The sequence below is a fragment of the Alkalimonas delamerensis genome (assembly GCF_030717955.1).
In the GTDB taxonomy this organism is placed as follows: Bacteria; Pseudomonadota; Gammaproteobacteria; order Enterobacterales; family Alteromonadaceae; genus Alkalimonas; species Alkalimonas delamerensis.
In genome coordinates, this window is the sequence record NZ_JAUZVY010000002.1 from 135,728 (window position 1) to 150,029 (window position 14,302).

11 protein-coding genes and 1 riboswitch are annotated in these 14,302 nt (G+C 55.9%); of the genes, 7 read left to right on the forward strand and 4 right to left on the reverse strand.

What is annotated here, in order from left to right; translation table 11 throughout:
- Positions 1-48: 48 nt before the first annotated feature.
- Together Q3O59_RS05140 and Q3O59_RS05145 are read left to right on the forward strand one after the other, a co-directional pair.
- Positions 49-813 (forward strand): Nif3-like dinuclear metal center hexameric protein, encoded by a 765-nt coding sequence (locus Q3O59_RS05140; protein WP_305944555.1) that lies wholly within the window; start codon positions 49-51, stop codon positions 811-813.
- Between the two features lie 17 nt (positions 814-830).
- Positions 831-1,604, forward strand: a complete 774-nt coding sequence (locus tag Q3O59_RS05145) for a methyltransferase domain-containing protein (RefSeq protein ID WP_305945107.1) — start codon at positions 831-833, stop codon at positions 1,602-1,604.
- 162 nt (positions 1,605-1,766) lie between these two features.
- Here Q3O59_RS05145 and tamB read toward each other — a convergent pair whose 3' ends face one another.
- Both tamB and tamA read right to left on the reverse strand, forming a co-directional pair.
- A complete protein-coding gene (gene tamB, locus Q3O59_RS05150) occupies positions 1,767-5,501 on the reverse strand; it encodes an autotransporter assembly complex protein TamB (RefSeq protein ID WP_305944556.1) in 3,735 nt (1,244 codons plus the stop codon).
- A gap of 8 nt (positions 5,502-5,509) precedes the next feature.
- Positions 5,510-7,246 carry an autotransporter assembly complex protein TamA gene (gene tamA, locus Q3O59_RS05155; protein ID WP_305945108.1) on the reverse strand — a complete coding sequence of 579 codons (1,737 nt, stop codon included), beginning with the start codon at positions 7,244-7,246 and terminating at the stop codon, positions 5,510-5,512.
- 283 nt (positions 7,247-7,529) lie between these two features.
- Here tamA and Q3O59_RS05160 point away from each other — a divergent pair, with 283 nt between their 5' ends.
- Both Q3O59_RS05160 and lysC read left to right on the forward strand, forming a co-directional pair.
- Positions 7,530-8,456: a PEP-CTERM sorting domain-containing protein gene (locus Q3O59_RS05160; protein ID WP_305944557.1), complete on the forward strand. Its 927-nt coding sequence runs from the start codon at positions 7,530-7,532 to the stop codon at positions 8,454-8,456.
- A gap of 147 nt (positions 8,457-8,603) precedes the next feature.
- A riboswitch (Lysine riboswitch) is annotated at positions 8,604-8,774 on the forward strand.
- A 96-nt stretch (positions 8,775-8,870) separates the two neighbouring features.
- On the forward strand, positions 8,871-10,217 hold the full coding sequence (gene lysC, locus Q3O59_RS05165) for a lysine-sensitive aspartokinase 3 (RefSeq protein ID WP_305944558.1): 1,347 nt from the start codon (positions 8,871-8,873) through the stop codon (positions 10,215-10,217).
- Positions 10,218-10,254: 37 nt separating this feature from the next.
- Here the strand turns inward: lysC and ytfE are convergent, their stop codons facing one another.
- Positions 10,255-10,935, reverse strand: a complete 681-nt coding sequence (gene ytfE / locus Q3O59_RS05170; RefSeq protein ID WP_305944559.1) for an iron-sulfur cluster repair protein YtfE — start codon at positions 10,933-10,935, stop codon at positions 10,255-10,257.
- A gap of 161 nt (positions 10,936-11,096) precedes the next feature.
- Between ytfE and norR the strand changes: the two genes are divergently transcribed.
- From norR to Q3O59_RS05185, 3 genes are read left to right on the forward strand one after another with little or no spacing between them, the layout of a single operon-like run.
- Complete coding sequence (norR, locus tag Q3O59_RS05175) at positions 11,097-12,677, forward strand: nitric oxide reductase transcriptional regulator NorR (RefSeq protein ID WP_305944560.1); 1,581 nt, start codon at positions 11,097-11,099, stop codon at positions 12,675-12,677.
- A complete protein-coding gene (locus tag Q3O59_RS05180) occupies positions 12,674-13,099 on the forward strand; it encodes a YbaN family protein (protein ID WP_305944561.1) in 426 nt (141 codons plus the stop codon). The genes norR and Q3O59_RS05180 overlap by 4 nt, the downstream gene beginning before the upstream one ends.
- Positions 13,083-13,871 (forward strand): HesA/MoeB/ThiF family protein, encoded by a 789-nt coding sequence (locus Q3O59_RS05185; RefSeq protein WP_305944562.1) that lies wholly within the window; start codon positions 13,083-13,085, stop codon positions 13,869-13,871. Before Q3O59_RS05180 ends, Q3O59_RS05185 begins: the two co-directional genes overlap by 17 nt.
- 20 nt (positions 13,872-13,891) lie before the next feature.
- Here Q3O59_RS05185 and Q3O59_RS05190 read toward each other — a convergent pair whose 3' ends face one another.
- Entirely contained in the window at positions 13,892-14,290 is a 399-nt protein-coding gene (locus Q3O59_RS05190) for a putative zinc-binding protein (protein WP_305944563.1), read from the reverse strand.
- Positions 14,291-14,302: the final 12 nt, after the last annotated feature.

Genomic DNA, 14,302 nt, shown 5'->3' on the forward strand with positions numbered 1-14,302 from the left:
GGCTGATAAACTGTCGGTCAAAGTCTGTGAACAAACAGGAAAGAGGTTATGGGTAGCATTGAACGTCGCGCATTGCAGGCATTGCTGGATGCAAAATTAGCAGCACCATCCATCCCGGATTATTGCCCCAATGGGTTGCAAGTGGAGGGGAAAAGCCAGATCTGCAAAGTGGTGACCGGCGTGACCGCTTCCCAGGCGTTGATTGATGCGGCCATTGCGGCTCAAGCAGATGCCATCCTGGTGCATCATGGCTACTTTTGGAAAGGCGAAGCACCAGCGGTTGTGGGTATGAAAAAGAAACGGTTGCAGGCATTGTTGCAGCATGACATCAGCCTTTTTGCCTACCATCTGCCGCTGGATGTGCATCCGGAGCTTGGCAACAATGCCCGGTTGGCGCAGTTGCTCGGGTTGCAGCAAGTGCAGCCATTACCAGGCCCGGCACCGGAAGGGGTGGTGATGACCGGTCGTCTGGCTCAGGCTGAGCCCATTGACCAATTCAGTGCCCGGGTTGAAACCCTGTTGGGACGCTCCATCCTCACCCATGCGGCTGGTGAGCGTCTGGTGCAGCAGCTGGCCTGGTGCACGGGCGGTGGTCAGGGCTATATCGATGCGGCGGCGGCAGCCGGGCTGGATTTGTTTTTGACCGGCGAGGTCTCCGAGCAAACCATTCACAGCTCCCGTGAGCAAGGGATCCACTTTATTGCTGCCGGCCATCATGCCACTGAGCGTTATGGGATTGAAGCGCTGGGCCAGTGGCTGGCGGCGGAAACCGGCCTGGATGTCGAGTTTATCGATATTCCGAATCCAGCCTGAGTTCGCGGCTGCCAATGATGACGAAAAAACAGGATCGTAATTTTGATGGCATGGCGCAAAAATTTCAGCGCAATATCTATCAGACCACCAAAGGGCAGTTGCGACAGCAGGTGTTACTGCGCGATTTGCTGGCATTGCCAGAGCTGCAGCAGCCGCAGCGCATTCTGGATGTGGGGGCAGGGCAAGGCCAGATGGCGCTGGAGCTGGCCCGCCATGGTCACCAGTTGTTGTTGACGGATATTTCAGCCAGCATGCTGCAGATCGCCGCTGAACAAGCCGGCCAAGCAGGGCTCGGTGATCGGATCCAGTGCCAGCAAAGCAGTTTGCAGCAGCTGAGTGAGCAGCAGCCGCGCTTTCCCGTGGTGCTGTGCCATGCCATGCTGGAGTGGCTGGCCGAGCCAGAGCAGGCCATCAGTCAGTTACGGCAGCTGATCGAGCCTGGTGGGATCTTGTCCTTAATGTTCTACAACCTGGATGCCAAGCGTTTTGGCAATCTGCTTTACGGCAACTTCGAGTATGTGGCGGCCGGGTTGGCACAGCGTAAAACGGTGCCCTTGAGCCCGCAGCATCCGCTAAGTCCGTCAGAGGTCCTGGCCTGGTGCGAAAGTGCGGGTTTTGAATTGCTTAGCAAAACCGGCGTGCGCTGCTTTCACGATTATTTACGCCAGCCGTCGATGCAGCAAAGTCATTTTGCTGAGCTGCTGGCGCTGGAGCTGCAATACAACCGGCAGGAGCCTTATGCTTCTTTGGGCAAATACATCCATTTGGTAGTAAGAGCACCGCGGAGCTAACGTCAGTGCTAGTTTCCACCAGAAACAGCATCCCTGCTGTTTTGCGGAGTCGCCAGAAAAAACGCGGTTTTTACTGGCTCGCAAAATCAATGGCTTACGCGAATGATTTTGGCAGCGCATCCTTGCGCTGCATTAGCGCCCGCCTTTCAGGACGGGCACTAACTAGTCAAACTCAAAGCGATACAGCAAGTCGACCGACTGCTCAAGGCCTGTGACGCTCTCCAGATAAAGATTGCGCATCAAGCGGTAACGCAGGGTGAACTCGCCAAAAGGCTCAAAAATACCGACCCCGTACTTCACTTGCAAGTTGCGGGTCAGGTAGCCGCTGACGGTGACCTGAGATTGATCGCCAGTGCCGGCGGTATCCAGCGTCAGATCCTGCACCCCAAAGGCTTCGCCAAGGCTGCCTACCAGCCTGGAGCTGGTCGCCAACCCCAGGCCAATTAAGCTGGTTGTGACCGGGTTGGCGGCGCTGCCCGACTCGCTGTCCAGGTTCCGCCCCAGCAGCAGGTAAGAGGTGGCATTGGCCTGCGCCATGGCGGGCTCGGAGAAAATTTGAATGTTGGGCTCATCGGCAGGGCCACTGACGCGAATGCCGGCGATGACATCGTCTTCGATGTTATCCGGGTTGCGAATGGCTTCCAGGTTCAGGAATGGCTGATCGGCCGGTCCACTGAACAGTACTTGCCCGCGACGGATCAACAAATCCTGCCCATAAGATCGAAAAGTACCATCCACCAGGTTCAACTCGCCATAAAGCCGGGGCTGAGCACTGTCTTGCCGGACCTGCAGGCTGCCCCGGATATGGCTGCGCAGGCCAAAGGCGGCAAAGCGAACCTGATCACCCAACCGAACCCGGATATCGGTGTGAAACGGCAAGGTTCTGCTGTCGGTGGTTTCTTGCAGTGGGTTAAAATCAGCATCCACCAAGACTTCATCACGACTAATGCTGACGGCCGCTTCTGGCAGGCTGTCAACCACCAGACGCGCCCAGGGGATATCGACAGTGCCGCTAAGGAGCGCGCGTTCAGGGTTGGCGGTCAGGGTTAAATCCGGTTGCAATTGCAACCGACCCAGCGGGATCTGAACGGAAAGGGCATCTCCACGGATCCCGAGCTGTGCCGACCAGGCAGCCAGATCGGCCCATTGGCTGTCGCCTTGCAATTGCACCTCACCTTGCGGAGTTTGCACAAAGCCCTGCAGCTGAGCACTATCGCTGTTAAAGTCGATGGAGAGCTCCCCTCGCTCAATATCGACCGGTGACATCTGGCCGCGAACCGAGACATCCTGGACTCGCAGGTGTCCGGTCACACTCGGTTGCTGCAATGGGCCCTCCAATCGGATCTGGCTGTTTAACACCGCATTCAGCTGACTGAAGTCATCCAGCAAGGGCTGTAAAAACTCAAAACTAAACTGATCGACCTCAATATCGGCGGCCAATTGGCGATGATCGCTGTCCAATTCGCTAAGTTGTATCTGGCCCTGCAGGCTGCCTTGCTCGGTGATGCCAGCCTGCCAGTTCATAGCAAATTGCTGGTCAATCAGCTCAGCCTGCAGCGCCAGCTGATGCCAGGGAATGAACAGCTCTTGTTCGTAGTGATAGCCCAACCTGCCCTCAGGGCTCTGGAGCTGCAACCTGGCTTGCAACGGAGCGTCCTGCTGCCAGTTGAGCTCGCTTTGTGCATTTAGCCGGCCCGAAAGTTCGGAAAAAGGTGGCAGCCAGGGGCTCAGCCAGGCCAGCTCGAAGTTTTCCAGGCTCAACTTGACTGCCGCTTGCTTAATGCTAAAGCGGCTGTCTTCCGGCAGACACAAGCTGGCGAGCTCGCGCTGCCAACAATGGGCGGATAGGTGCAGCTCCGGCTCAGCAGCATGCACAGCCAGCTGCATCGGGTAGCGCAGCTCCCAGCGACCTAGCTCGGTTGAAAACCAGGCTTCTTGCCATTCGGTGAGCCAGCGTTGCTGCTGGCGATCATACTGGCCAGCCAGGCGTAGCTCGGCACCCAGTTGCTCACCATCCAGAGCCAACTGCAGATGATGTTGCCGCTCATCCCCATGCAGTGCCAGCTGCAGGCTATCAAAGCGCAGTTGTTGCAAGCGTAGATCGGAGAGGGTGATGTCCAGCTCGGTTTGTATCGGTTGCTCGGTGTTCAGCGAGCCTTGCAGCCGGGCGCTTTGCAGGCTGAACAGCTGTTGCCATCCCAGCTCAAGCGCGGCGATATCAAGCTGCAATTCGGGCGTCTCTCTGGCACCACTGAGTGCGATACTGCCTTCCAATTGGCCGCGGCTATCGGGGACGGAGTCTGCCAAATCGGCAATTTGAACCCTGGCCAACATCTGCCAGGCATCGGTCAGGGTACCGGCAAGCTCCAGCTGGTTTTGTCCGTGATGCAGGCGTACTGGCTTTGCCGTCAACTCAAGGGCGCCGGAGCCTGTTGGGTCTTCAAGGCGCACCTGGCCATCCAATCGAAGTGGAATGTCTCTCAGCCAGCCCGAGAGTTGTAGCCCGGCTAGCTCCAACGCCCAGCCACCTTCAGCGGTCAGCTCACCATCGAGCTGGCTGCTGCCAAATACCAGGCCCGGATACTCGGGCCATTGCAAACCTGGGTCCAGTTGTTCAAATTGCCATTGACTGCGCCATTGGAGCCTATCCTGCAGCTGCAAAACGCCCTGTGCCTGAATTTGACCGCCGAGCGTTGCCAGCCTCAGTTGGTGCAGCGCCAGTTGTTTGGTATCCATGCTGGCTTCCAACTGGATACTGCTATCGGGCAGCCCATCGCCTTGCAGCTCCGTTCGAAGCTGGGCGGTCCACTGCTCCAGAGTCCCTGCTAACTGCAACTGACTTTGCCGAAGCTGGTACTGGGCCTCTGTTTCCAATGGCCATTGCAAATGCGCACTTTGAAGCTGCGCAGAAAAAGGCAACTGCGGACTGATTAAATCAAAGGCTGCAGCGGCGGTGGCATCCAGAGCCCCATCGATGGAAAGCTCTGCTTGCAAAGCGGCTAAATCGCCGGTGATGGCGGCTGTGACTTGCAAAGGACCGGACAGCAGGTCCGGATGAAACAAGCGGAAGCTGGCATCCAGTGGGTACTGTTGTTGCGGTTGCAGTTTCAGGTTGGCATTGAGTTCAAGTTGGTGCTGGCGCAGACTCAGATCGATCAGCTGAATGCTGCGACGGTCGACCAGCAAACCAAATTTTAACGCATCAAGTAGCCGCGCCTCATTCAGATACAATTGCTGCAAGTCAAATTCAACCAGATCAATTTGCAGTGGCAGCAGCAGATCGGGCAGTTGCAAGCCTGGCCATGCCAGCGCATCAAGCAGCGCCGTTGGCTCCGTTGCGCTAGTAGATTCTTCCGCAGGCTCGGTTGGGAAGGACAATGCCAGTCTGGTGGCTTTTGTTGGCTGCAGCACCAGTCGGTTGCCCCAGAGCTCCAGGCTGCTGTTTAACTGACTCAGTTGGATCTGCTGTTCGTTTAGTTGCAGCGTCATGTCGCTGAGCTCAAATTGGCGGATGCTGATTGGAAAAGGGATCCATACTTGAGGCAGTGCCAGCTCCTGCGGCGCTGCACTGTCTGTGGATGGCTCGGAGTCCAGTTGCACCTGAACACCCTGCAATCTTAACTCACGCAAACACAAGCTCAGGCTAAACAGACAAGGCAGATGATTGTTCACGCTTAGCTGTTCCACGCTTAGCAACAGCCCTTCTTGCTGATAGCGCAGTTGCTGCAGCTGAAAGCCATTGAGCAAATTGCCCTCGGCTTTTGCTACCTGGAGCTCCGGTACCAGGCGTTCCAGGACCCAGAGGTTGAAACGCAGCCCCGGCTGGCTAAAGGCCAGCACCACGGTCAGCAGCACAAAAAGCAGCAGACTGTACCAAAAGCCTTTATTGATGGTCATTAGCCACTTCATAGTTCAGGCCCCAATGAAAAATGCAGTTGGAACTGCCTTGGCTTGCCTTCATCGTGATCCAGCCCCCAGGCAAAGTCCAGTCGAACCGGGCCTATCGGCGATGCCCAGCGGACGCCAAGGCCCACGCCGCGCTTCCAGTCCGGGTCTCGGCTCCAGGAGCTGCCGTAATCGACAAAGCTGGCCAGCCACCAGTTGCCGGTCAGACGATACTGGTATTCGGCGCTGCCTGTGACCATGTAGCGTCCTCCCAGCAGCAAGCCGGCGTCATCACGAGGCGCGACCCGCTCATAACCATAGCCTCGAATGCTGTTGTCGCCACCGGCAAAAAAGCGCAGGCTGGGCGGCAGCTCAGTGGCTTCTTCCAACAAGATGGCGCCGGCATCAAGCCGGGTCACAACCCGGTGATCGCTGCCAAAACTGGTGATGTAGTTGGCACGGCTTCTCAGGCGGATAAAACGGTTGTCCGAGCCCCAGGCCCGGTCCGAGACTTCAGCCGAGAACAGCAAACGATCGCCACGGCTTGGCATCATGCCGCCCTGGCTGCGGCTTCGGGTAAAGCTGATCCCTGGCATCCACAGATTGCTGCGATCTTCCTTCTCGGCCTGAATAAATTCGGAGTACAGCCAGCGCACCGACGCAGTGCGGTACCATTGATTGGTCAGCAACCAGTGGCGCTCTGCCGCCAGCGTATAGTCCTGGCCTTTGCCATCCCGGTTTTCAAAGTTTTTGACCCCAGTCTGGAACTGGTAAAAATCCTGCGCCACATTGCGCAGTGGCAGCCGATAGGAAGACTCCAGGCTTTGCTCGATACTGGACAGCGCTAGGCGGTTGTTCAGGCTGTGCCCCCGGTCGTTGAGCCAGGGACGGTTCCAATTGACTTTTAAACGTCCTCCCTGCACTTCGGTATAGCCAACGCCCAGCTCAACACTGTTGCGGGCTCTGGGTTCCAACTGCACGTGCAATGGTACCATCTGTGAGCGGTCTTCCAGCGATTCGTTGTCGGGCTCAATCAGAATCGAACCGAACCAGTTGGTGTTGGCCAGGGCTTGATTGAATTCGCCCAGCAGGCTTGCCAGGTAGGGTTCGCCGGATTGAAAGGGGATCAGCGAGTAGAGGCGCTGCTCCTGAATTTGTGAGCCGCTAAAGCGCACATCGCCAAAGTGGTAACGAGGCCCACTGTCAAAATGCAGGGTAAGACGCGCTTCTTTGAGGGCCTCAGATACCGCCAGCCTATTTTGAGTGAAGTCGGCCTGAAAATACCCTTTGCGAAGCGCCAGGTTATCAAGACTGCTTTTAAGCTGCTCGTAACGGCCATGATGCACCGGATCACCGGGCTGTGGTGCCAGCCTTGCTTTGAGCCGCAAAAAGTCCAGATCGGTGGCGGCATCGCCGGTAATTTGGACATCAACCTGCTGGTAGTGGGTTTGTGCTCCAGGCTCAATCTGCATGATAAGCACAGAGCCACGGGCCGAGCGCTCAATTTGAAAATGAAATTCAGGGTGGTAATAGCCCAGGGCACGAAGTGCGGTTCTGGCCTCAAGCTCAATTCTGGCTTGAAAACGCAACGAAGTGGACACATGGCCATTGGCGAAATTGGCCAGATACAGCTCGACATTGTCTCTGGCTGCACCCGAGACGCCTTGAATTTGCAAACGAGTTTGTTCGGCTGTCACAGGCGAGGGCACTAAAAGCCAAAGCACCATCATAAAGCCAATCTGTCGTGCCCAATGCATCACAACCTGGTTTTCCTGTTCATGAAATTTAAAGTATCCGGGGCAAAGTTGTACGTATTATGACTTATCAGAGTGAATGTTGGCTGAAACAGCGAACTAGTCATTGTTTGGTAAAGCTCTGACATATCTTACCATTGTCCCGAAGATGCTTCATCTGCTGTCAGTTAATTTTACAAGTATCATGTTCCTTTTATAGTTAAGATTATGTTTTTAAATGATTAATTCTGTTGGCATGAGTTATGCATTACCTTGGTGTAACATATAAATCCATAAGGAAAATAAAATGGAACTCTCAACTGCACTTAAAACAGGATTAACGGCATCAGGAGCTGCACTGGCTCTTTTCTTTGCCAGTCAATCAGTAGCCGCACCTATCATTATGGAAGGTGACTTTGTTAAAACAGCGATCAGTGAAAATGGTACCTTGGGCTATGGTGGTACTATTGCACCCGGGTTATTGCATGACCCGACGGGTAATCGGAACTTTGGCGTCAATGACTACCTGACGCCCGGCGATCCATGGGAGTGGTTTGGTGTCACTGTCGCTGGAACTACCTATGGCAATAACAACAATAATACCTGGAGTGGTGGCAGTTTTGGTTTTGGCACTCTAAATGATGTAAGTGGCACCTCAAGCTACGACCATCATGTCAGTTGGTCTAGTGCCTTAAGCGGCCTGTTGTCGATTGAGCACCAATATTACTTCAATGATGGTGACGAGCGGGTCAACATCACCACCACCATTACCGCACTGGATATTCTGGCGGATGTGAAATTTTTAAGAGCCATTGATCCCGATCCGGATGTGAATACCCATGGTACTTACGATACTATCAACGGTCGCGGTTATGGTGCTTTGGCACCGGAAGACTGGGTGCACTCTTTAGGCGCTAATACCGGCTTCGCCCTTGGAATTTACAGCAACTCTTCTGTAACGCACAACACGGGTGTTTCTGCCGGTTGGACCACAAACCCGGACTTTTATTTAAATGGCAACGATGATGGCACTGGTGACTTTGTCATTGGTATGGCTTTCTTGTTGGGCGATATGACGCAGGGCCAATCCATTAGCTTTGATTATGCCTATGTCATGGGAGACAGCATTGATAATGTAGATATCCCGCCATCAAATCCAGTGCCAGCTCCTGCTAGTCTGGCTTTGTTAGCTTTGGGCTTGGTTGGTATCCGCTTTAGCCGTCGCCGCAATTAATCTGAGCGGTATATAAAAAACCTTGAGGTTTAGCGATAAACCTCGAGGTTTTTTGTATTCAGTGCCGGGTAAATGGCATTAGACGGCCAGATAGCTATTGATTTTTAGAGGTGATCTGGGTAGAGTAGCGCCGTCCATCGAATTCGATAGACCAGAAGAGGCGCGTTGTTCAGGTAGCCTGTGTCAGATGTCTGTTCATCGCAGCACAGGGGAGGGGAACATCGCCGAGGAGCGTACGGTACAGAACGTATGGCTTCGGTTGCCAGGGCTGAATCCCTGGGACTGTCACCTGAACCCTGGTGGAGAGCTTCTGGCCTTTGTGTACTTGAACAGCATGCCTGCATTCTTGCCTGTCTGTTTCCGGTTTTATCAAATGCCGTGCTCTGCTTATTGTTGCTGCATAAGGAGAGATCCATGTCTGAACTCATCGTTGCTAAATTTGGTGGCACCAGTGTCGCCGACTTCCCTGCTATGTCTCGTTGTGCCGATATTGTGCTGGCCGATCCCCGTATTCGGGTGGTGGTGGTCAGTGCCAGTGCCGGTGTTACCAACCAACTCGTCGCCATTGCCCAACAAACCCAATTGCATGCCCGTTTTACGGCCTACACCGATATCGAGCGTATTACCATGGCGGTGTTGCAGGCGCTGCAGCACCCGGAAGCGGTGGCAGCGCAGATTGAATTGCTGTTGTCCGAGCTGCGTCAGCTGATTGAACAAGCCGGCCCGGTCTTTAGTGTGCAGCAAAAAGACGAATTGTTGTCCTTTGGCGAGCGGTTAAGCTCGGTACTTTTCACTCAGGTACTGGCCGAGCGCGATGCGGCTGTGGCTTGTTTCGACAGCCGGCTGGTGATGCGGACCGACAGTCACTTTGGTAAGGCGGAGCCTCAGGTCGACGCCATCCGTGCTTTGTGCCAGCAGCAGCTGCAACCGCTGCTTGCCAGTGAGCGATTGGTGATGCAGGGTTTTATTGGTGCCGACGCTCAGGGGCAAACCACAACGCTGGGACGGGGCGGCTCCGATTACAGCGCGGCTTTGCTGGGCGAAGCCCTGGATGCGACTGTGGTGCAAATCTGGACCGATGTGGTTGGGATCTTTACCACCGATCCCCGGTTAACCGAGCAGGCACGCTGCATTCGGGAAATCAGCTTCGATGAAGCTGCAGAAATGGCCACCTTTGGTGCCAAGGTGCTGCATCCGGCTACTTTATTGCCCGCTGTGCGGCAGAACATCCGGGTCTTTGTCGGCTCCAGCCGTGAACCGCAAGCCGGTGGTACCTGGATTGCCCGTGAGGTTACTGAGCGTCCGGCTTACCGCGCCATTGCGCTGCGCAAATCGCAGACTCTGATCACAGTGAAAAGCCCGGCCATGTTGCATGCGGCTGGTTTTTTAACCCGGGTGTTTGATGTGCTGAGCCGTCATCATATTTCGGTCGATTTGGTCACTACTTCTGAAATCAGTGTCGCCCTGACATTGGATGAAGCGCCCGGCAGTGCCTTTGACAGCTTAACGGAAACCGCCATTGAAGAGCTGCGTCAATTGGGGGATGTTCAAGTGGAGCATGGTTTGAGCCTGGTGGCCGTAATTGGCAATCATTTGCACAGCAGCCGCGGTATTACCGGTGAGCTGTTCCAGGCGCTGGAAGGGGTGAACATGCGGATGATTTGCCACGGTGCCTCCAAGCACAACCTGTGCTTTTTGGTGCAGGATGCCGACGCCAGTCCAGTGGTCAAACAATTGCATCAGAGCTTATTTGCCGCTTAAGCTGAGCTCAGGGAGCCGAAGGCTCCCTGAGTGCTGATTATTGGCAGCTGCCGCAGCAGATACCATCGCCATGGGCTGGCTGAACAAATAAGATCTCGTTCTCCAGCAAAATGTGCTCCATCAGATCCTCTTTTAATTCGCGCAGCCCCAGGTATAGGGCGGTCCAGGTGTTGCAGGCACCCAGCGGCAGGCGAATGCCATCGGTAAGGCTATCCAGTTTTTCCAGCTCATCGCCGTGCTGCAAATGCTCTTGTTGCATCACATGGATGGGGCCTGCCGGGTAGATGCCCTGGCGCAGCATCGGAAACAGGATTTGCTCTTCTTTTTGCATATGGCTTTCCAGCTCCTGCAGCATCGCATCCAGCTGATCGGCCAGGCCGGTCGGGCAGTCCGGGCTGTCGCTATGTACGTGTTCAACCCGGCGCGCCAGCCGGATCAACTCCGGTAGCTGCTGGCGGTGTTTGTCGTGGTAGCGCTGCAAAATGTAGTCAATCAACTCATGGGCCGGGGCCTGTCGCCAGTCTTTTGCCAGTGGCTTTTGCTGCAGCGCCTCCAAAGCTGCCAGCACCGGGCCTGTTTCCAGCCCCCGCTTTTGCAGGGCTTCGGCCAGGCTTAGCTGTCCGCCGCAGCAAAAATCCAGTTTGTACTGATGAAACACCCGGGTGGCACCACTGATTTGGGTGGCCAGTTTGCCAAGGGGTTGGGTTAGTAATTGCATGGGTACTCCTGCTATCGATTGGGTTGTCAGCTTGCTATTTGCTACTTGCTAAGAGCAAGCGCCATGCCAGCAACTACCACCTCTGATTCCTATAGCTTTTTCGGACTGCATGGTATATTTCACCCAATTCATAATGGTTTTATTTACCCTGGATGGTGAAAATGACGGTATTACCAACCATCTTACTGGCCGATCTGGTGACCGAGTTACCGGCACCGGTCCGGCTGCAGCGGCTGGTCAGCAATCTGATGGCTGAGTTTGGCTGCGGGGCTGTGGTGTTGCTCCAAAAGCAGCAGGACTATTTAAAGCCGGTGGCGATGCAAGGGCTGGCACGCGAAGCGCTGGGCCGGCACTTTGCGGTGGCGCATCATCCAAGGCTAGCGACCATCATGGCCAGCCGGCAACCGGTTCGGTTTGCACCGGACTCCAGCTTGGCCGATCCCTACGATGGCTTGCTGGATGCGAAGCCAGAGCAGCCGCTGGCGGTGCATGATTGCATGGGCATGAGCCTGTACCTCGAAGGAGAATGCTGGGGCGCCATTACCCTGGATGCGCTACAAGCCGGCACTTTTGATGCGGCCAGTGAAGCGCGCTTGCAGCACTACAGCTTTTTAATCGAGGCCATTATCCGGGTCTGTCGGCTGGAGCGGGACAACCGGGTGCTGCGGCAAAGTCGCAGCGACAGCGAGCCCCGACTTGTCGCCAGCCAGGCGGATAGCGGCATTATTGGCCAGAGCAAAGCCCTGCAGCAGGTGTTGCGACAGCTCGATGTGGTGGCCGACTCCGAGCTGCCGGTACTGCTGCTCGGCGAAACCGGTACCGGCAAAGAGCTCTTTGCCAGACGTTTGCACCAGTTATCTCCCCGCAGCAAAAAGCCGCTGGTGTACATCAACTGCGCGGCCTTGCCGGAAACCCTGGCCGAGAGTGAGCTGTTTGGTCATGTCAAAGGGGCGTTTTCCGGTGCCGGGCAGGATAGGGCCGGCCGTTTTGAAGCCGCCGATGGTGGCACCTTGTTTTTGGATGAAGTGGGGGAGTTGCCACTATCCATTCAGGCCAAACTGCTGCGGGTGCTGCAAAACGGCGAGGTACAGCGCCTTGGCACCGACAAGCCTTGTCAGGTCAATGTACGCATCGTCGCTGCCACCAACCGTCAACTGGCCGAGCGGGTGCAGCAGGGCGAGTTTCGGGCCGACTTGTACCACCGGCTGTCGGTTTATCCATTGCCTATTCCGCCGCTGCGCGAGCGTGAACTGGATATTTTGCTGTTGGCCGGTCATTTTCTGGAGCAAAACCGGGTGCGGCTGGGGTTTCGCAGTCTGCGTTTTGCGCCCGAGGCGGAGCAATTACTGCTGCAGTACCACTGGCCGGGCAATGTGCGCGAGCTGGAGCATGTACTGAGCCGGGCAGCCATTCAGGCGCTTAGTCAGGGCGCCAGCCGACAAGACATTGTGACGCTGCAGGCCGACTGGCTGGGGCTGGCTGATGCTCAGCAAACTGCCACCGCGCTAACAGAAACGGCAGCTACAGCCGACTTGAACGGTTTAACGCTAAAACAAACAGTCTTGAACGGTTTGACACTAAAACAGGCAATACAATGCACCCAGCGCCAGCTGATCCAGGAAGCTTTACAGCAACATCAACAGTGCTGGGCCGATGCGGCCCGCAGCTTAGGGGTGGATGCCAGCAACCTGCACAAACTGGCGCAAAAGCTGGGCCTGAAAGCGAGCCGGGGGCAAGCATGAACAGCTTAAAAGTTTGGCATTGGCTAAAGGTATTGCTTTGGCGCTTGCTGGCTATTAAAGCCTTGCTGCTGGGGCTGCTTGGGATCCCATTGCCGGGCTTGCCGACTGTGCCTTTTTTATTGCTGTCGGCCTGGGCTGCGGGCAAGGGCTGGCCGGCGCTTGAGCTGTGGCTGCTGCAGCACCCGCGTTATGGCCCGCCTATTTTAGCCTGGCGTCAGCACGGCGCTGTATCACGTCGTGCCAAATGGCTGGCCAGTCTGATGATGACTGGCTCGGTGCTGCTGATGTGGTTTTCGGCGGCCCCTGTGCTGTTAAAAATTATTCTGCCACCCTTTTTAGCCGCTGTAGCCACCTGGTTATGGCTGCGGCCAGAGCCGGTATCGGTCAATCCGATGGAGAACCCTCATGACCAAAGCACGTAGAGAAGCGCTTAAAGAACTGACCACCGCACAAAGCCTGCGCTACAGCCGCCACCTGATGCTGCCGGCGATGGATTTTGCCGGGCAGGAGGCCTTACTGGCCTCACGGGTCTTGCAAATTGGTGTCGGTGGTCTTGGCTGCGCCGCCGCACCTTATCTGGTTGCCAGCGGCATCGGCGCTTTAACGCTGGTGGATGATGATACGATTGACAGCAGCAATCTGCAGCGGCAGATCCTATTTCGTGAAAGTGATTTGGGCCAGTCTAAAGCCGAGGTGGCGCTGCGTCATCTCAGCGGTATGAACCCGGATACTCAGCTGAGTGCTCTGACCCGGCGATTCGAGCAACAGGAGCTGCAGACGATGCTGGCCGATTACGATTTGGTGCTTGATTGCAGCGACAACCTGGCCACCCGCAATGCCATCAATGCAGCCTGCTTTGCTACGGGCACGCCGCTGGTATCCGGTGCGGCCATCCGGCTGGAAGGTCAGGTGATCAGTTTCCCGATGGATGGCAAGCACGCCTGCTATCAGTGCTTAAGCCAGTTGTTTGGCGAGCAGCAACTCAGCTGCATGGAGTCGGGCGTGTTATCGCCTTTGGTGGGCGTGATTGGCAGCATGCAGGCGCTGGAAGCCATTAAAATTGTGGCTGGCGTGGGCGAACCTGGCTATGGCCGCTTGCACTTGTTTGATGCGCTGCAAGGGCAGTGGCAGTCGTTTCAGCTACCGGCGGATCCCCATTGCGCGGTCTGTGGCCAGGGGGCTGGTGCCGGTTAGGGCTAAGCTGCTGGCCCGGATCAGGCTTTAGGATGAACAGCCAGCTGTGGCAGCACTTCGGTTTGCACCTGATGCAGCAAGCGGTAGGCGTCGCTGATGCTGCAATCCTGGTGATCCTGTTTTTTGTAGCCGAGACTTGTTAGCTCCAGATGGTAGGTCGGTACTATGTCGTGCTGCGCCAGGGTTTGACGCACACAATTGAGCGGGCAGCCATCAATGGCCAGGATTGGCCGGCCGGATTGGGCTACTTTCAACAGCTGTTTGACATGGCCGCCCACCCCGGCAATGCAGGACATCTGGGCCAGCCCCTGGCGATCCAGCACTACGGCCAGATCATTGGCCAACTGGGCGACATTGGAGCAGCCGGAACAGGCATAGACCAGGGGTTGTTGTGTTAAGTCGAGTTCTGTTGTTGCCATGCGTGGTGTTCC

What these genes read in the sequence shown, in the direction of transcription:
- Q3O59_RS05160 (WP_305944557.1), top strand. Translation starts at nt 7,530, where the DNA reads ATGGAACTCTCAACTGCACTTAAAACAGGATTAACGGCATCAGGAGCT.
- Q3O59_RS05140 (WP_305944555.1), top strand. Translation starts at nt 49, where the DNA reads ATGGGTAGCATTGAACGTCGCGCATTGCAGGCATTGCTGGATGCAAAA.
- Q3O59_RS05185 (WP_305944562.1), top strand. Translation starts at nt 13,083, where the DNA reads ATGACCAAAGCACGTAGAGAAGCGCTTAAAGAACTGACCACCGCACAA.
- lysC (WP_305944558.1), top strand. Translation starts at nt 8,871, where the DNA reads ATGTCTGAACTCATCGTTGCTAAATTTGGTGGCACCAGTGTCGCCGAC.
- tamA (WP_305945108.1), bottom strand. Translation starts at nt 7,246, where the DNA reads ATGCATTGGGCACGACAGATTGGCTTTATGATGGTGCTTTGGCTTTTA.
- Q3O59_RS05190 (WP_305944563.1), bottom strand. Translation starts at nt 14,290, where the DNA reads ATGGCAACAACAGAACTCGACTTAACACAACAACCCCTGGTCTATGCC.
- ytfE (WP_305944559.1), bottom strand. Translation starts at nt 10,935, where the DNA reads ATGCAATTACTAACCCAACCCCTTGGCAAACTGGCCACCCAAATCAGT.
- tamB (WP_305944556.1), bottom strand. Translation starts at nt 5,501, where the DNA reads ATGACCATCAATAAAGGCTTTTGGTACAGTCTGCTGCTTTTTGTGCTG.
- Q3O59_RS05145 (WP_305945107.1), top strand. Translation starts at nt 831, where the DNA reads ATGACGAAAAAACAGGATCGTAATTTTGATGGCATGGCGCAAAAATTT.
- Q3O59_RS05180 (WP_305944561.1), top strand. Translation starts at nt 12,674, where the DNA reads ATGAACAGCTTAAAAGTTTGGCATTGGCTAAAGGTATTGCTTTGGCGC.
- norR (WP_305944560.1), top strand. Translation starts at nt 11,097, where the DNA reads ATGACGGTATTACCAACCATCTTACTGGCCGATCTGGTGACCGAGTTA.